This window comes from Streptococcus downii, from assembly GCF_004353325.1.
Taxonomy (GTDB): Bacteria; Bacillota; Bacilli; order Lactobacillales; family Streptococcaceae; genus Streptococcus; species Streptococcus downii.
Genome location: NZ_MZNX01000009.1, coordinates 519221 through 536055 on the forward strand (window position 1 = coordinate 519221; position 16835 = coordinate 536055).

The following is a 16835-nucleotide window of genomic DNA, read 5'->3' on the forward strand; positions in this document are numbered from 1 at the left end:
CATGAACCTACTAGCAAGAATTAAAAACTACTTTTCGGAAGAGGTCGTAGAAGATAACCCTGACTTGAAAGAGGTCCAAGAAATAAATCTTGACTGGAAAGGAGTCGCTTTAGATCTCAATCAATCACTGATTGAATCACAAGAAAAACTTCAAAATGCCAATCAGCGTATTGCTGATCTTGAAAACATTGTGGCAATCTATAAAGAAAAGGAAAACTCAAAATGATGGAATACATTTACCTGGCAACAATCGTTGGAATCATCCTGTGGTCGCTAGTAAATAAACTAGATGACCACGCTGAAATGAAACAGCAAGAGCGCCAGCGAATAGCAAGTAACATCGCACGCATAAACTTGAGAAATTCAGACAAGCAATTTACGTACGACGTGCAACCGCCGGAAGGGTTGAAATAAGGAGAGAAAGACATGACACAAGCTGAACGAATCAGGGAATATTATAGAGAGCACCCTGCTGCCTCATGCGATGAAGTAGCTGAGGTCGTTGGTACAACAAATAGCAATGTGAGAGCGAACCTGGCCAAAGACATCAAGGCGGGCAGATGTGTCCGCTTGGAAGATAAGTCATACGATTACTCGCCTTACTATAACCATACACAAGCGCTCACTGATTTGGTTGATTGGAAGAATGATACTAGACGTGAGTGGGTGGATATGCTGACAAGAGTAGCAGAAAAAGAAACGGATAGCAATGTTATGCGTTTGTTAATCAAAGAAGCAAATAAACTAATGAAAGAGGTGACGAAGTAGATGGTTCGAAATAAATTGACAGATTTAACAAATACTTTGTTTGCTCAGTTGGAAACATTGGACGATAGGGAACTTTCGGCAGATGAATTAAAGACCGAGCTTCAACGATCAAAACAGATGGTCGCTATCTCTGGACAAATCCTTCAAGCTGGCCAGTTGGCGCTAGATGCCGAAAAATTCAAAGACAAGGTAGGTGAAGTCAATGCCCCGATCGCTTTGCTGGAAGGATGAGTACACGGAGTACATGCATGAGATATGCCCTGGTCGATTAACTCCTGAAGTAACAAGGTTACTAAATGAGAAATTTGGTACGAATTACAACAAGACTCAAATTGGCGGTGTTCGTAAACGCCTTGGATTACCAGTTGGGGAAATCTATCAAGGTCGATTGCTGACGAGGGAGCAACATGATTATCTTGTGTCAATTCAAAAAAATAAGATTTCTCGTGATGTCGCAAATGAAATGAACCAAAAATTTGGCTTATCACTAACTGAGAAACAGATTAAGAGTTATCGGAGAAATAATAATCTAAATAGTGGTTTGACGGGAAGATTCGAGAAAGGTCAGACTCCCCACAATAAGGGGAAGAAGTACCCCAATATGCCAAAAAACAGCGGGCAGTTTAAAAAAGGTAATCGACCTCCGAATTATGTACCTGTTGGCACTATCAACTACACAACAGACGGTTATCCAAAAGAAAAGATTGGAGAACCTAATCAATGGGTTTTGAAACACCGCAAGGTTTGGGAGGAACATCATGGCCCGATACCAAAAGGATACTCAATCGTTTTCCTAGACGGCGATAAAACAAACTATGATATTTCAAACCTGGCATGTTTATCTAAAAACGAAATTGCTAGAATGAATCAAAATCATCTATTTACGTCCAACGCTGATTTGACCAAATCTGGTATTGGACTAACAAAACTTACAAACAAAATCAGAGAGGTAGAAAAAAATGGCTAGTTTATACGAACTAACAGGGATTTTTAAACAAATCAATGATATGGAAGGGCTGGACGAAGAAACAAAAGCTGATACCCTGGATTCGATTGATTGGACTGACCAGTTTGAGGAGAAAGTCGAAAATACGGTCAAGGTTATCAAAAATAAAGAAGCTGATAAGAAACAGCTTAAAGAAGAGATTGATCGTCTGACTGCACGATGCAAGTCGATTGATAATGACATCACACGGCTTAAAACTGGCTTGCAAGGTGCTTTTGAAATTACCGGACATGACAAGGTTAAAGGGTTACTTTTTACTGTTTATCTGGCAAAAAATCAACCATCCGTGGTTGTTGACGAAGAGTTATTGCCAAAGAAATATTTTGTAATCACTAAAAAACCTGATAAAAACGCAATTAAGGAAGTATTGAACGCTGGCAAGAAAGTCAAGGGTGCTACCTTGCAAGAAAGTAGAAGTTTGAGGATTAAGTAATGGAATTGATGAATAAAACACGAGTAACAGATTCGCTAGCAGTTGTGATTGGACCGGAATCAATTGAAGTACTTGTTACTGAAGGTTTTCTATTTGATGTTGCGATTTGTTTTGTGAAAGTAGACGAAACAAATCTTGATCAAGGAAATGAAAAGCCAGTATTCACTCCGGAGTACAAGCTGGTCACAGTTGCTAAATACAAGGAAAAACCTATCTTTGAATCAGAGGAAGATATTCGAAGGTTCGAAAAACAAGCAAAAGAAGTTAAATCGCTATTTGCCTTTGCAAAGGTAAATAAACAAAATTGGTTTAACACGGCCCTTTATCCAGGAGTGCTAACAGAGAAAGTTGGTGTTTGATGAAGATTTTAGCTATTGATCCAAGTAGTAATAAAATCGAAACTAGTACAACAGGAATTGTACTCTTGGATAATGCGAAACTGGTCGATTATTGGGTAGTCCCTTATGGCGCTCAAAACTTCAAAGCCTGGTTTAAAGAGATTGGTCGCAGTCTTGAGTTTGATATAGTGGTCGTTGAAAAATTCGAAGTTAGGGACAATGATTATTCCAGGGATAACTCAGTTGTAGAAACTATCGCAGCCATTGAGCTATGCTATCCGAATTTGGTTCTGCAACGTAACGCAGGTTATCAGACAGATATACCAAATGACTTGCTGAAAGCTCTTGGACTATGGTCCTTTGAAAAGAGTCACCACAACGATGTAAGGGCAGCCGCAAGACTTGGGCTCTTCTATGCCCAGAGGAACGATATTGAGGAGGTGATTGTGGACATTGGCGATCGAATTACGCAAATGGCAAGCTGAAGCAGTCAAAAGAAGTGACCGTAATTGTCCTGGGATTTTCCTTGAGGCATACGGTGGACGTGGTAAAACAATCTGTGCTTTTGAAATAGCGAAGCACAAGGGGGCTAAAAAAGTCCTAGTAATCAATAATCGGTTGGCCATTCTGGATGGCTGGAGTAGTACCTATAAAAATTTAGGCTATAATACTGATTTTGAATTAGAAACCATGACGGACCGCAGATTGCAGAACAGACTTGCAAGCGGTGAGTCTATTGAGTGCGATGTGTTCATTATTGACGAGTGGCAGAACATGTCTAGTGATGCCAACGTGAAGGCTTATCGCAAGGTCAAACGTGGCTATACAGTTGGACTATCTGCAACCCCGATCAGGAAGAAGGGGCAAAATTTTTACCCTCTAGAAAAAACATTTTTTGGGATGGCTGATCCTAATCAAAGGGAAAACTGGCAACTAGCCCACGGCAAGATGAAGTATTCCAAATTCAGCTATTCTAAGCAAGAATGGGATGACTTTCGAGATTATGAAAACTATGTAAGTAATCTGCCCAACTTCTTCCGCTGGGAAGAAGTAGAAGATATTGAGGAGGCCGAAGAAAACAACGGATTTGAAGTTGTCTTTGAACCTATCTGGTGTCTAACAGCAAATCCGGAGGAATTAGATCAATTTAGAAAATTGAACATCGTTGGGAAAAATGGTAAATATGCCATGGCCAAACAAACATTTGGTCGAAAGACTTTTGAACGATATTTAATCCAGACAGGATTTGAGGTTGACTTCCCAAAGTTGAAGGCTGTTAATGCAGATACTCCAATGCTACTTCAATTGGATCTTCTACTAGCAAGTAGGACAGAAATGTTGATAGTTAGCAAATCCAAGCAGATTGTAGAGGTCATCAGAGAGCGGCACCCGGAAATTGGTATTTGGACTGGAGACAAGAAGGACTCTCTTGAACAGACAAATGTGGTTGCTACAAGCCAGGTTTTGGGTGTAGGAGTTGATGGCCTTCAGCATAAATTTAAAACTATTGTGGTCTTAGACCCCGTTAATCCATCTGATGGAGATTATGACGATTATCGCCAACTTTTATGGCGAGTAACAGGCAGCCGTCAACAACATGATGTGCGTGTCATTGAATTTTATTTTTAAGGAGAAACAAATGCGAATTAAAAAAATTATCAGTCAATACCGAAGAGATTTCACAGCAGAATATGAATGTGAACATTGTGGCTTCATGAAAACTAATAGCGGATATGATGACGCAAACTTTCATAATAACGTGGTCCCAAATATGGAATGCGAGAAATGTGGAAAGAAAGCAGATTCTAATTACAGACCTCTTGCTCCAAAATACCCAGAAGATTATCAAATTTAAGGAGAATCAAAATGAAACTTTCAAGTGATTATATTGTAATGCGTGACAAACAAAGCGGGCACTTTTTAAATGAACTCAAGAACAATCGTTCTTCATTAGCTGCCAAGGCCAGTTTTGTAGACGATATTCGAGGTGCTCTTACAATGCCATACAATTCTTATCTCGAACAGAAAACAGCGGTAAAATCATTGGCCAAAGTACACGGATTGGAGATTATTCGGGTTAAGGCTACATTTGAACTTACTTATCCAAATGGTGGCGATGTTCAAAAAATCGAGCGTCAAAATACTAAGCCTGATTTGTTTGATCTATTGAGAAGTTTATAAAGGGGAACTGTATGGTAACAAAACAACAATCCCCAATCTTTGTCACTTTACAGAGCATCCAGCAGAGTTTAGTTGCTCCCAAAGGACAGTATAACAGTTTTGGGAAGTACAGCTATCGAAGCGCAGAGGACATCTTAGAAGCGCTGAAGCCAATACTGAAGGAACATGATGCGGTATTGGTTTTACAAGATGGAATTGTACAAATCGGTGACAGGTACTATGTTGAAGCAACTGCGACTCTTTATGCGGTTGGTGAAACTATTGGGACTACAGCCTATGCTAGAGAAGATGATAGCAAAAAAGGGATGGATGGTAGTCAAGTTACAGGTGCTGCATCCAGCTACGCCCGAAAATACGCCCTAAACGGACTTTTTATGATCGATGACAATAAGGATCCTGATACGGATGAATATCATAATCAGAATAGCCAAGCAGGCCGTACGTCGCAAAAACCAGCTCAAAAACCAAATAGCCAGCAAGAGCAACCGGCCAATGCTCCAGCTAAAAGTAACGGAGCCAAAACTATTACGGGAGCACAGGCTAAAGCCATTCGGACAGAACTCAAAAATATGGCTGAAGCTACAGGGAGTCCTGCTGCAACAATTGGAAAATGGTTCATCGATAAAATGGGTGTTGATAAACCTGAAAGCATTCCAGCTGATCGATTGAAGGAAGCTCAGAAGATTATCGCAGATGCGAAGAAAGCGAGAGGCATTGAGTAATGGGATATACGGAACTGGGGCGCAAACGTCCGATTGAATTACAGAGTGCTTATTATGATAAGATCCTAGTTTATCAGCATCAAGGTGAGATTTGGGGTGTATGTTATAAGCACGGAGAAATTGATTGTGTTTACAACTACACTAAGAACGATTTCTTTTGGCTTGAAATTTCAGATATGTCCTTAAAAGAAATTGTTACTAAAATTATCAAGCCTTTGAAGAGAAATAACCCTGGATTATACTCATTTCATGAGAGTACGTTCAGTAGAATTTTGGAGGTAATAAAATAATGATTAACAATGCTGTACTTGTAGGGCGCATGACCCGTGATGCTGAACTCCGCTATACACCGCAAAATGTAGCAGTTGCGACTTTTACTCTTGCAGTAAACCGTACATTCAAGAGTCAAAATGGCGAACGCGAGGCTGACTTTATCAACTGCGTTATGTGGCGCCAACAAGCCGAAAATCTTGCAAACTGGGCTAAAAAAGGCTCACTTATCGGGGTGACAGGCCGTATTCAGACTCGTAGTTACGATAACCAGCAAGGACAACGTGTCTACGTGACAGAGGTCGTGGCTGAGACTTTCCAAATGTTGGAAAGTCGTAATCAACAAAGTTCGAATGATACATTTGGGAATGACAACCCGATGGATATTCAAGACGACGATTTACCATTCTAAGGAGTTACTAAATGGGAATGAAAGAACATGCCTTGGCTTATCAAAAAAAAGGATTTTCGGTTATTCCTATTAGTCCTTCGAATAAGCAACCGATGATCAAATTTGCTGATAAACCAGCTATGACTGCGCAAGAAATTGAGGATTTTTGGAGTCAGTATCCGGATAGCAACATTGCTGTTCGGACTGATAAATTCTTCGTAATCGATATTGACTTACACGGTAAGCATAACGGATACGAGAGCTTGGCCAATTGGGAACATCTGAACTTGATAACTCCAACGCTGCAGGCAAGAACTGCAAGTGGTGGCAAACATATCTTTTACTTTAAGCATCCAGATGTAAATATGACTCAAATGATAGGCTTTCTACCTGGAGTCGATATCAAGGCGCATCCAAACAACTATGTTTTAGTTGCTCCATCTAAGACCCCAAAAGGAGAATATGCCTGGGACTTAGAAAAATCTAAAGAGGGTGGCACTATGGTCACGGCTAGTCGATCTCTTGTAATGGCCATCAAGAAGGAATACAACAAAAAGAACTCTGGTAGCGATCTGGATAATATCTACTATCAAATCAGCAAAGGTGCTGGTAAACGAAACAGGACAACCGAATTATTTGAAATGGTTGTCCTAGGGTTTGGTGATGAAGGTAGCAGAAATGACACTCTTGCAAAATTTGTAGGGGGGCTCTTGAGCAGATCAGTAGAACCGAACTGTATACTGCAACTAGCAGAAACAGCCAATAACAATTCGGTAGAGCCTCTTAGTCACAAAGAATTAAGTAGGACTGTCGAATCGATGATCAAGAAACACATGAGGGGGGGGTGGCCATAATAGGTGATGTTACGAATATTTCAATCAAGCAATTTTCGCGCAGAAAGAAAAAAATCTTAAACGAAGAAGGTGAACAGATTGAGATTGAATCTATTGTGGCTGACAGTCCCAGAAATGTTTTGCTTGCAATGAAGAGCGATAACAAGCTAAACGACTTTCTCAGGCACAATGAATTTACTGGTGAACACGAAATCGTGGAGGATGTCAAACTGGATGCTATCCAGTTGAGAAAGGGTCAGCTACCTTCAGCCTTTGAATCCTACCTAAGCGTATATTTGGAGAATCACTTCAAGACAGTTTTCAAGGCTGGAGCATTAAGGGATGGTATTGAAGCATTTTTTGCAGAAAAGACCTACAATCCGGTTAAAGAATATATGGAAAATGCTTATGAGTCATGGGATCATAAAGAACGACTTGCCCAGGTATTTCAAACTTGGTTGGGTGCTGAGGACAGTATCTATGTCCAGAGAATAGCTGTAATGTTCTTTGTTGGGGCAGTCTCTAAGGTTTTTAATCCATGGGTTAAATTTGACTACACACTGGATCTTGTCGGTGGCCAAGGTGCTGGTAAGACCACTTTCTTGCAAAAAATAGCCGTCGATTGGTATACAGATTCAGCTAAGGATTTTATGGACAAAGATAACTATGAGATTATGCTGAAATCGCTGATCGTCAATGACGACGAGATGGTCGCTTCCAGAAAGACTACTTTTGACGAACTCAAGGCTTTTGTGACCAAGACGGAACTTTCCTTCCGTCGGTCCTATGGTCGCAGATCTGAGAAATTTCCGAAAAACTTTGTTATTGCTAGAACTAGTAATAAAATCGAATACCTGGGTGACAAAACTGGTGAGCGGCGCTTTCTGCCTGTTCTGGTGGATGCAGGCCAGCAGTTTGTAAAACCTTTTGATATGACAGAGAATGATGTGCTCCAGCTTTGGGGTGAAGCAGTGGCTATCTACAAAAAAGGATTTATGCTTACCTTTGATGATGAGTTCGAAAATGAGCTTGCGGTCTATAAGGAGCGATTCACTTATAAAGATGAGGCAGAATCACAGGTCTATGATTATCTTGAAATGCTTGTTCCAGAAGAGTGGGAAGACTTTTCAGTTTCTCAGCAATATCAATATACCTGGTGCTACTTCAATGATGGTAGCTATCGCAATGAGTCTGGTCTGATATATGAAGGTGTGAAGCTTCAATCGAGTGTGTCTGCCAAACAGATATTAAAGAATGTTTTTGACATTGATAGTGCGAGAGGTGAAAAGATTGCTAGGAAAATCAAGTTGATTATGGACAACAATCAGGATTGGGAATACAAAATAAAGAAGGTTAAAGGTAAGACACTACGTGCATATTTTAGAAAAAATATACAAACAGAAGTGATGTAACCTTAGTGAAAATGATGTAACCTTTTAGGCAAAAAATGGTCAAAAATCGTGCTTCGGTTACATCAGGTTACATCATTGATGTAACCGCAAGAAAAGTCAGTTATATCAATGGTTTGAGTGCTGTTTTTGATAAAATTTTAAAAAAAGTGATGTAACCCTCCTAAACCGTTGATACTACTGATGTTTTAGGGTGTCTATTAGTAAGGTTACATCATTTATATAAAATATTTAATAAGTAAAAATAGCAAGTGCTATAAACGTTGATGTAATAGCATTCTTGTTTTTTATAAAATATGTTTTGCTAAAAGTGATGTAACCTGTAACCTTAGAAAAAATATTCATTAAACAAACATATTTTTTAATAGATCAAGGAGAAGAAATGTCATACACAGTAACACTATATTTTGACAATATGGTAGATGAAACTCACTTCTTTAAGAAAGAGGGAGATGCTGCTAAATGTAAGGCTCAGCTTGAGAGCAAGTATCGAGGGAATCGGTTATATAAGGTAAAAATGGAGGAGATGGAATAAATGACAGATATTAGATTGCAAAATCCATACTCTGATGAAGTTATCAAGGTAAAAGAAGATTATGGACATATTCTAAATATGTTGGAATGGCTTGAGCGAGGTAATATAAATTATCTTCAATTACATCAGATTGAACCAGAAGAAAGATTTATCACTATCAATCCGAAAAACTTTGCAAAAGTTGATTTTTACGAAATTGAGGAGGTGAAATAATGATTATCAAAAATTATAAATATGATTTTTCGAGTAGCAAAATATGCTACACAATTGATGTAGATGGCTATGAAACAGCTATGGAACATACAAAGACAGAATACGGAAGTGTCCAAAGAAATGATATTGATGATTTCTTGGTTTCAGTCGAGAATTACGACTTTCAAGAAGCTGAAGCGGTTGAAGAATTTGTTGATTTTCAAAGCTGTCTGCTTATGTATGGGATTGATTTTGAATTGAGAAATGAGGTGGAGTGATGGAAGAAATGAAAAGAGATTTTGCAGGTAAATTGTACAGAAAAGCTTGTGAGATTGCAGAATTTGATGAAGAGCAAATGGATAGCAAAGACGATAACGAGGTGTTTGATATCGAGGAGTGTCTGGTGGAGTTATGTCAGCTAGTTTTTGATGAAATGATTTTTTGTCAAGCAGCAGTATCGATGACATACTTCGCAACATTGCCAACAGACAATCCTCATATTATGAGCGAAGCAAGGAAAGAACTACCTTTCAAACCAGAACGGGAGTAACTGCATAAAAAGATTCATTGGTGAATGAATACAAGTAATAAAAAAGCCAAGGCACTCTCTGCCTCAGCTAAATTCCTAATAAGATTATTATATCACAAAGGAGATAGAGAGTGAAGGCTAAAGAGCTTTTAAGCGAATTGCAGAACCTTGACATGGATATCCAGAGTCGTATCGACGAAATCAAAGAGCTTGAGGCTGGTCTGCTCTCGAGTCCGAAGTGGTCCGATGTCAAGGTTAAGAGCAGTCAGACAAAGAAGGTTGATGATGTATATGTCCAGCTTATCACGATGAAAAATGAAATTGAAAAGGATACGAATATCATTATCAATCGTAAGCTGGAATTAGGTCGCATGATTAACAAGCTAAGTAATCCTAAGCACAGAACAATATTGAGAATGACTTATATCAATAAAGGCACAGCTGATAGTATTTGTTATGATTTGAAAATGAGCCGTACAACCTATTACAGATTAAAGAATGAGGCGATTTCAGCCTTGGAAGAAGTCATCTGATGTCATAAGTTCAAAATGGGACTATTTGGGACGGCGCGGTTCTAAAAATCTGTTAAAATGGTAGTATCAAGAATTAAGAGGTGAGCGTCAATATATCACCCATTAACTTACAAATGGTTGCGGAGCGACTAGACCTTGCGTGATTGCGTAGCTAATTATATTCCGGATAAGTTATAAGCTAGAGGGTTTGATTCCCTCAGAGGTTTTAAAAGACTACACAGAATAAAAAAGGTAATTTCTAATTAACACGCAAGTCTGTAGTCTGCTTGCAGTAAGAACATAGATCAAGTGGTAGAGCGGTAGACTTTTAATCTATTGGTTGCAGGTTCGAGCCCTGTTGTTCTTATGATGGGTTTAGTGAAAGTCATACATTGTGTGGCTTTTTTTATTTTTAAAGGTGGTGATGGAAAATTGAATGAAAGACAAAGACGATTCGCAGATGAGTACATCATCAGCGGGAATGCAACAGATGCAGCTGTTAAGGCAGGGTATAGTGAAAAGACTGCTAGAAGTCAAGGACAAAGATTGTTGACAAAAGTTGACATTTCTGAATATATCAAAAAAAGAATGGATGAGATTCAGGATGAAAAAATCCTGACTCAAAAACAAATTCTTGTGATGTTGTCAGAGATTGCATCAGGTCAGGCAAAAGAGACAATTGTGGTCACGACAAAAGTAGCTGAGTTGATGACTGATCCCGTGACTGGTAAGTCTGTAAAAGTCTACAATGAAATCCCTCAACTTGTCGAATATCCAACAAAGAACAGCGATAGGAACAAAGCTTTGGAGTTACTAGGGAAACGACATCAAATGTGGACTGATAAAGTAGACATCAATGCAACGGTTACCGAGACTAAGAAGTTTGACGATATCGTCAGTCAGTTGGGCGGTGATGGACTTGACGAATAGCTTCCCTTTATCTCAAAAGTACATCGACTTTTGCAACAGCTTTAATAATGTTGATGCTGACTTTTTGGAAGGTACAACGGCAGCTGGAAAAACAACGGTTGGTGTTGGTGTCAAGTTTATGCGAGCGGTCAGCAAAAGTTCGAAGAAGTTTCACATCATTGCAGCAAAGACAGTTGGTGTAGCTGAAAAGAATATCATCAATCAGGATAACGGAATTTTAGACATCCATAAAACAGCCGTCTACTGTGGTAATGGTGATAAAGATTCGAAGATTCCTCACATCAAGTTTGAGGGGAAAATTATTTATGTACTGGGATATGACAACAAGGAAAAATGGAAGCTGGTTCTTGGTGGACAGTATGGATGTGTCTATATTGATGAGGTCAACACGGCTGACATTGAGTTTGTTCGTGAGTTGTCCACACGTAATGATTATTTGATGGCAACGCTCAATCCGGATAATCCTGATTTACCGGTCTACAAAGAATTTATTAACAAGGCACGGCCGTATAAAAAGTACGCAGGCGATGTGCCGGAAGAAATTATGCGAGACCTATCAGAACCAGCTAACCCTAAATGGCGTTACTGGTTTTTTACGTTTAATGACAACCTATCACTAACACCAGAAGCTATACAGAAGAAAAAGGATGCTGCACCAGTTGGGACTAAGCTCTACAAAAATAAAATACTTGGTCTACGTGGCCGAGCAACAGGAATTGTCTTCGTTAACTTTGATAGTAAAAGACATGTGTTGAGTAAGTCTTTTGTAAAGAATACGGTCACGTTCCAGCGGTTCACAGCTGGACTAGATACAGCTTACTCAGCAAGTAGTCCGGATACAATTGCAATGATTTTCCAAGGGATATCAGATGACGGAAAGTTATACACGCTGGATGAGGAAGTCTATAACAACGCTGAGCTTGATGTACCGATTGCACCATCTGATACGGTGGTCAAGTTTATCAATTTCCTAGAGCGCAACCGTGGTGAATGGGGGCTGGCGCGTGATGTATTTGTTGATAGTGCGGATCAAGCAACAATTACAGAATTAAACAAATACAAGCGACAATACGGCTGTCTGTATATCTTTAACAATGCTTATAAGAAAACTAAGATTATTGACCGGATCAACTTCCAAATTGGTTGGTTAGCTCAAGGTTGCTACTATGTGTTAAGTCATTGTACGAATCATATCAAAGAGCTAAACACGTATGCGTGGAAAGAAGGAAAAGATGAGCCAGAAGATGCAAACGATCATACAATCAATGCGAATCAGTATGCATGGTTGCCATACAGGAAGATAATCGGAAGAAAGGAAAAATAAAGTGGGAATAATGGATATGATCAGAAGGAGTATGAGAAGCTTTCTCAAACTGGAACAGGCACAGCCAAATGTCATCACAATTACAGAGGCAATGACGTTTGAAGATAATGCAGCCAAGAACCAAATTTGGTATCGCGGTGACTCATACGAACTGGACCAGCTCTACAAGCAATTACCACATAGCAACATCAACTTTTGGGGAGCGACAAGTACTCCTGGGCAAGAAATTAGAAAGATTCACACAGGAATACCTGGTCTCATCGTTGATAGGTTGGTAGATATCACGCTGCACGATATGAATGATTTAGACTTTGCCGAGGAAAAGCAAGGAAATTTGTGGGAAAAGATTGCTGAAGATAGCAACTTCCACGATCAACTGCAGGAGGCGATTAAAGATAGTCTTGTGATGGGTGATGGTGCTTTTCGCATTTCATTTGATCCGAAACTTACAGCATTGCCTATTGTTGAATGGGTTGGTGGAGATAGAATTGAAATCATCTACAATCGTGGAAGATTGAAAGAAGTTATTTTCCGCACGCACTTCACAGAACACAGACGGAGCTATTTGCTCGAGGAAATCTACGGATATGGCTCATTAACTTATAAGCTCTACAGGGGCGAAACTGAGCTAGATATGAGCGCGACAGAGTACACTGCTAACCTTGTCGATGTGGAGTTCGATAAATCCGTTATCTTGTGCTTGCCGTTTAAGATTTACACGTCACCTAAAGTAAAAGGCCGTGGTCAATCTATCTATGATCGTAAGACAGATGCTTTTGATAGCTTGGATGAGTCTTGGAGTCAGTGGATGGATGCTCTTCGTTCTGGACGATCACGAGAGTATATTCCTGAGAACTTACTTCCTAGAGATCCTTACACAGGCGAAATTAGTAAGGGCAATCCTTTTGACCATCGTTTTATCAAGGTTGAGACAGCGATGGGTGAGGATGCCAAAAACACAATCACATTGCAACAAGCTAATATCCCGCATGAAAGTTATTTGAGTACATATGTGACCGCGCTTGATTTAGCTTTACAAGGCATTATTAGCCCGTCAACACTCGGTATCGATGTCAAGAAACTAGATAATGCCGAGGCTCAACGTGAGAAAGAAAAAGCAACGCTCTATACTCGTAATGCTATTGTGACAGCTCTGCAAGATTACATACCACGCTTGATCGGTATGGTTTTGAATGCTGATAGTGTGCTTAAGAAAGAACCACTACAGAAAGTCAAGGTCGACGTTCCGTTTGGTGAGTATGCTAATCCTAGTTTTGAATCGCAGGTTGAGACAGTATCCAAAGCCAAGACAGGCGGTATCATGTCGATTGAAGCGAGCGTTGAGGAGTTATACGGTGACTCAAAAGACCAGACTTGGAAAGACCAGGAAGTGGCAAGAATCAAAGCAGAGCAAGGTGTGACAGAAGTCAACGTGCCATCATTGAATGAAGCTGCTAACGATTTTGAGATAGAGAAGGAGGCTGAAGATGCTGAAGACGGTGACGATAGGACAGAGGATCTATCACATGAGTCAGAAGGAAGCGCAGGGACTTCTACAGATAGCGAGTAATAATGTAGAGTTTGGTATCTATGCTGTTGAGAAGAACAATAAGTTGGATATGCTCAACCTCAAAATGCCTAGTAAAACAGCTTTGAAACGACAATTGAGAAGTTTTAAAGCGCAAGGTTTTAAGGTGTACTGCAATGGCTTATGATGTATCTAAAGCATTTGAGCGAATTGAAAACGATCTGCTTGATTCCATGATTAGAAATCTCGGAAGGCATAAGGCAGAGGAAACTGCTGAAGGTTTTGAATGGGAACAATGGCAGGTAGATCAATTGAAAGAGCTTGAACGATTTAAGCGAGCTAATGCCAAAAAATATAGCAAAGAGTTTGCCAATATCAATAGCAAGATTTCCACAGCTATCCAAGAAGCCTATAAGCAAGGCATGGATGATGAGGAAATGTCTATCCTGGAAGCTATCAAGAACGGTTTTGAATTTAACAGTGGAAAAGATAACCTAGGGACTTCATTTTTTGCTATCAACGAACGAAAGTTGAATGCGTTACTCAACTCGGTCGAGCATGATATGAAGACGGCAGAGCATGCTGTATTGCGGTATACAGATGACCAGTACAGGCGTACAATATTTGATGCTCAGGTAGCAGCTAACACAGGAGCTAAGACTTACGAGCAATCAGTGGATATGGCCACCAAAGATTTTCTAAGTCGGGGAATCACATGCATCCAATACAGTAATGGAGCCATGGTCAATATCGTATCGTACACTGACATGGCCATTCGGACAGCAACCAAAAGAGCCTACCTAATGGGCGAGGGAGTCAAGCGCCAGGAGTGGGGGATTCATACTGTTATCTTAAACAAGCGATCGAATGCATGTCCTCTGTGTATGCCTTTTGAAGGTAAAGTATTGATTGATGATGTCTGGTCAGGAGGCAGTGCGGCTGATGGTCCATATCCATTATTAAGTTCTGCAATGGCAGCTGGTTTGTATCATCCTAACTGCAAAGATAAGCATACAACTTATTTCCCTGGGATCAGTAGCGAGCCAGAGAAAATATTTACAAATCAGGAATTGAACGACATCAAGGAAAGACAGTTACTGGACAACAAAGTTCAGCATGCTAAGCGACAGGAGAAACGCTTTAGCAGATTATCGCAGTTCAGTCTCGATGAAGACAATGTTCAGAAGTACACATTAAGGGCGGAAGAATGGTCTAAACTTAAGTCTGATGCAGAAGAGAATCTGAAATACTTTGAAGCGGAAAAAGGATACAAATTATACCAAGAATTTTCACTTGAAAGTGATAGTGATTACAAGAAATTCATCAATCGTCAGAGATTGCCTAGAGATACTAGTGGCGTAGCTTCGAAGAAGATTGCTGCAGAGACACGACACATGTATATCGAGGCGACTCGAAAAAAATTCAAGGATGGTACAGAGCTTGGACAAGCCTTGTTTGCAAGATTGGCCGACCAGGAGGCGATTGCAACTATTGCAGAAACAGGAGTTGTGAGATATGAATCTGGAAAACTCTTCCTGAATATGTATAAGGACGTAGACGACCCTCGCGGACCTGGTACTGGTTATTTCCATGAATTTGGTCATCAAATAGATGATAAGCTGGGTTGGGAATTCACAAAGGATAAAAAAATACTGCAACTTCTGCGTAAAGACTTTATCAATTTATCTGACGAGACTATTTTCGAAGCAATCCATATCAACGATAAAGCCTCTTCGGCATCTGATATATTAGGCGCGTTGAGTGAAGGTAGAATACAAGGCAAGTATTCGCACTCGCTCGTTTACTGGGAGAAAAAAGGAAATATCGAGAGCGAGTTTTTTGCGCATGTGTTTGAGGCACAATTTGATGATGAACGCAGAGAAATACTTGAAAAAACTTTTCCTGAGAGTTATAATTATGTTATAAGTAAACTAAAGGAGAGGTAGTCATGCGGGTTATCGAAAGCTATCTACGTGTAGCAGAAAAAGCAGATACATTTAGCGACATCTTTGGGTATCGTTTAGTAGCCCCGATTTTTCCTGTAGCGGCTATCTATGGACCACAAGAAGAGAGTGACATCTTTGAAGCAAAATTGGACAAATGTATCAAAGATCAATACGATTATTTTGCAGATGAGTACGGCTATGATCCAGATGAGAAAAGACTTAGACTGCAACGTGAGAAGTATGTATTTTACGATTGTTAATATCACAGAGCGCCGATAAGGTGCTTTTTTCGTACTCAGAAAGGATTGAAAAAATGAAATACAGAAAGAAACCAGTAGTCATTGAGGCGGTTCGGTTCGTAAATACGGAAGAATCAATTTTGAAATTGTCAGAGTTAGGATTGGATCCAATTCGTGTAGATTATGCTGATTTGGATAATCCGGTTTTAAAGATAGAAACACTTGAAGGATTGATGATTGCAACAGAAGGTGATTACATCATCAAAGGCGTGCAAGGTGAATTTTATCCATGCAAGCCTGATATTTTTGCACAAACATATGAAAAAACGGAGGAATGAAATGTTAGAAAAAGCAAAACAATTGGCATCACAAGAATTTTCGCGCTTATCAGATCGTGAAATCAAAGCAGAAGACTGCTTTGTAGTTTGGTTTAGCAAGACCCTGCAAAATTGGAAAGCTCTTGTTAGTACGAACGCAGTTATATCAAGCGAACCTTGTGGAAATTATGCAGAAATCACGCATAACGGAGACAAGAATGAGACTTATGTGGATATTTACGCCAAGGTTTCAAATCGTGCCATTAAAGATTAGGAGGTGATCCAACATCTTGACTGGCAGGAATAGACTGCTATAAATTACTGTAAATTGCTATAAACCGCGTCGAATTCGAGGCGGTTTTTCCTATACTCTAACCGTATGGAATCTCGTACGGTTTTCTTTTTGTCCGAAGACTGAAAACTACGTGGAGA

28 protein-coding genes and 1 tRNA gene are annotated in these 16835 nt (G+C 39.8%); all 29 read left to right on the top strand.

From position 1 onward, the window contains the following. Nucleotide 1: 1 nt before the first annotated feature. The 29 genes from E2R31_RS08870 (at nt 2) to E2R31_RS09010 (ending at nt 16677) form a co-directional block, all read left to right on the top strand. A complete protein-coding gene (locus E2R31_RS08870) occupies nt 2-226 on the top strand; it encodes a hypothetical protein (RefSeq protein WP_132974033.1) in 225 nt (74 codons plus the stop codon). Next, the gene (locus E2R31_RS08875; RefSeq protein ID WP_132974035.1) at nt 223-414 is read left to right on the top strand and encodes a hypothetical protein; all 192 of its coding nucleotides are present in this window, start codon (nt 223-225) and stop codon (nt 412-414) included. The genes E2R31_RS08870 and E2R31_RS08875 overlap by 4 nt, the downstream gene beginning before the upstream one ends. A 12-nt stretch (nt 415-426) precedes the next feature. After that, nucleotides 427-768 (top strand): hypothetical protein, encoded by a 342-nt coding sequence (locus E2R31_RS08880; RefSeq protein WP_132974037.1) that lies wholly within the window; start codon nt 427-429, stop codon nt 766-768. Continuing rightward, nucleotides 769-999: a hypothetical protein gene (locus tag E2R31_RS08885; RefSeq protein WP_132974039.1), complete on the top strand. Its 231-nt coding sequence runs from the start codon at nt 769-771 to the stop codon at nt 997-999. A 13-nt stretch (nt 1000-1012) separates the two neighbouring features. Continuing rightward, nucleotides 1013-1735, top strand: a complete 723-nt coding sequence (locus E2R31_RS08890) for an HNH endonuclease (RefSeq protein WP_132974246.1) — start codon at nt 1013-1015, stop codon at nt 1733-1735. Next, nucleotides 1728-2207 carry a siphovirus Gp157 family protein gene (locus E2R31_RS08895; RefSeq protein ID WP_132974041.1) on the top strand — a complete coding sequence of 160 codons (480 nt, stop codon included), beginning with the start codon at nt 1728-1730 and terminating at the stop codon, nt 2205-2207. Before E2R31_RS08890 ends, E2R31_RS08895 begins: the two co-directional genes overlap by 8 nt. After that, nucleotides 2207-2566: a hypothetical protein gene (locus E2R31_RS08900; RefSeq protein WP_132974043.1), complete on the top strand. Its 360-nt coding sequence runs from the start codon at nt 2207-2209 to the stop codon at nt 2564-2566. Before E2R31_RS08895 ends, E2R31_RS08900 begins: the two co-directional genes overlap by 1 nt. Beyond that, nucleotides 2566-3030 (top strand): hypothetical protein, encoded by a 465-nt coding sequence (locus E2R31_RS08905; protein WP_132974248.1) that lies wholly within the window; start codon nt 2566-2568, stop codon nt 3028-3030. Before E2R31_RS08900 ends, E2R31_RS08905 begins: the two co-directional genes overlap by 1 nt. Then, entirely contained in the window at nt 2999-4174 is a 1176-nt protein-coding gene (locus tag E2R31_RS08910; protein ID WP_132974045.1) for a DEAD/DEAH box helicase family protein, read from the top strand. Before E2R31_RS08905 ends, E2R31_RS08910 begins: the two co-directional genes overlap by 32 nt. 10 nt (nt 4175-4184) lie before the next feature. Continuing rightward, nucleotides 4185-4400 carry a hypothetical protein gene (locus tag E2R31_RS08915; protein WP_084911786.1) on the top strand — a complete coding sequence of 72 codons (216 nt, stop codon included), beginning with the start codon at nt 4185-4187 and terminating at the stop codon, nt 4398-4400. An 11-nt stretch (nt 4401-4411) separates the two neighbouring features. Continuing rightward, a complete protein-coding gene (locus E2R31_RS08920) occupies nt 4412-4726 on the top strand; it encodes a hypothetical protein (RefSeq protein WP_132974047.1) in 315 nt (104 codons plus the stop codon). 11 nt (nt 4727-4737) lie between these two features. Continuing rightward, nucleotides 4738-5448: an ERF family protein gene (locus E2R31_RS08925; protein ID WP_132974049.1), complete on the top strand. Its 711-nt coding sequence runs from the start codon at nt 4738-4740 to the stop codon at nt 5446-5448. Further along, nucleotides 5448-5738 carry a hypothetical protein gene (locus E2R31_RS08930; protein ID WP_084912052.1) on the top strand — a complete coding sequence of 97 codons (291 nt, stop codon included), beginning with the start codon at nt 5448-5450 and terminating at the stop codon, nt 5736-5738. The genes E2R31_RS08925 and E2R31_RS08930 overlap by 1 nt, the downstream gene beginning before the upstream one ends. Further along, nucleotides 5738-6130, top strand: a complete 393-nt coding sequence (gene ssb / locus E2R31_RS08935; protein ID WP_132974051.1) for a single-stranded DNA-binding protein — start codon at nt 5738-5740, stop codon at nt 6128-6130. Before E2R31_RS08930 ends, ssb begins: the two co-directional genes overlap by 1 nt. A gap of 11 nt (nt 6131-6141) precedes the next feature. Beyond that, complete coding sequence (locus tag E2R31_RS08940) at nt 6142-6963, top strand: bifunctional DNA primase/polymerase (RefSeq protein ID WP_132974053.1); 822 nt, start codon at nt 6142-6144, stop codon at nt 6961-6963. Continuing rightward, nucleotides 6954-8354, top strand: coding sequence for a VapE domain-containing protein (locus E2R31_RS08945; protein WP_132974055.1), 1401 nt, complete (start codon nt 6954-6956; stop codon nt 8352-8354). The genes E2R31_RS08940 and E2R31_RS08945 overlap by 10 nt, the downstream gene beginning before the upstream one ends. Nucleotides 8355-8733: 379 nt before the next feature. Continuing rightward, on the top strand, nt 8734-8886 hold the full coding sequence (locus E2R31_RS09850; RefSeq protein ID WP_165941810.1) for a DUF7204 family protein: 153 nt from the start codon (nt 8734-8736) through the stop codon (nt 8884-8886). Continuing rightward, nucleotides 8887-9099, top strand: a complete 213-nt coding sequence (locus E2R31_RS08950) for a hypothetical protein (protein ID WP_132974058.1) — start codon at nt 8887-8889, stop codon at nt 9097-9099. Then, the gene (locus tag E2R31_RS08955) at nt 9099-9356 is read left to right on the top strand and encodes a hypothetical protein (protein ID WP_132974060.1); all 258 of its coding nucleotides are present in this window, start codon (nt 9099-9101) and stop codon (nt 9354-9356) included. The genes E2R31_RS08950 and E2R31_RS08955 overlap by 1 nt, the downstream gene beginning before the upstream one ends. Beyond that, the gene (locus tag E2R31_RS08960) at nt 9356-9628 is read left to right on the top strand and encodes a hypothetical protein (protein ID WP_132974062.1); all 273 of its coding nucleotides are present in this window, start codon (nt 9356-9358) and stop codon (nt 9626-9628) included. The genes E2R31_RS08955 and E2R31_RS08960 overlap by 1 nt, the downstream gene beginning before the upstream one ends. A 152-nt stretch (nt 9629-9780) precedes the next feature. Continuing rightward, nucleotides 9781-10140 carry a DUF1492 domain-containing protein gene (locus E2R31_RS08965; RefSeq protein ID WP_132974250.1) on the top strand — a complete coding sequence of 120 codons (360 nt, stop codon included), beginning with the start codon at nt 9781-9783 and terminating at the stop codon, nt 10138-10140. A gap of 273 nt (nt 10141-10413) precedes the next feature. After that, nucleotides 10414-10486 (top strand) — tRNA-Lys (locus tag E2R31_RS08970). Nucleotides 10487-10515: 29 nt separating this feature from the next. Further along, nucleotides 10516-11049, top strand: a complete 534-nt coding sequence (locus E2R31_RS08975; protein ID WP_132974064.1) for a terminase small subunit — start codon at nt 10516-10518, stop codon at nt 11047-11049. Then, a complete protein-coding gene (locus tag E2R31_RS08980; protein WP_084911575.1) occupies nt 11033-12373 on the top strand; it encodes a terminase in 1341 nt (446 codons plus the stop codon). Before E2R31_RS08975 ends, E2R31_RS08980 begins: the two co-directional genes overlap by 17 nt. 31 nt (nt 12374-12404) lie before the next feature. Continuing rightward, on the top strand, nt 12405-13943 hold the full coding sequence (locus E2R31_RS08985; protein WP_243701302.1) for a phage portal protein: 1539 nt from the start codon (nt 12405-12407) through the stop codon (nt 13941-13943). Nucleotides 13944-14077: 134 nt separating this feature from the next. Continuing rightward, complete coding sequence (locus tag E2R31_RS08995; RefSeq protein ID WP_132974068.1) at nt 14078-15847, top strand: phage minor capsid protein; 1770 nt, start codon at nt 14078-14080, stop codon at nt 15845-15847. A 2-nt stretch (nt 15848-15849) separates the two neighbouring features. Continuing rightward, a complete protein-coding gene (locus E2R31_RS09000) occupies nt 15850-16107 on the top strand; it encodes a hypothetical protein (RefSeq protein WP_049493558.1) in 258 nt (85 codons plus the stop codon). Between the two features lie 53 nt (nt 16108-16160). Further along, a complete protein-coding gene (locus tag E2R31_RS09005) occupies nt 16161-16424 on the top strand; it encodes a hypothetical protein (RefSeq protein WP_049493560.1) in 264 nt (87 codons plus the stop codon). 1 nt (nt 16425) lies between these two features. Beyond that, nucleotides 16426-16677, top strand: a complete 252-nt coding sequence (locus tag E2R31_RS09010) for a DUF6275 family protein (RefSeq protein WP_132974070.1) — start codon at nt 16426-16428, stop codon at nt 16675-16677. The last annotated feature ends 158 nt before the right edge of the window (nt 16678-16835 follow it).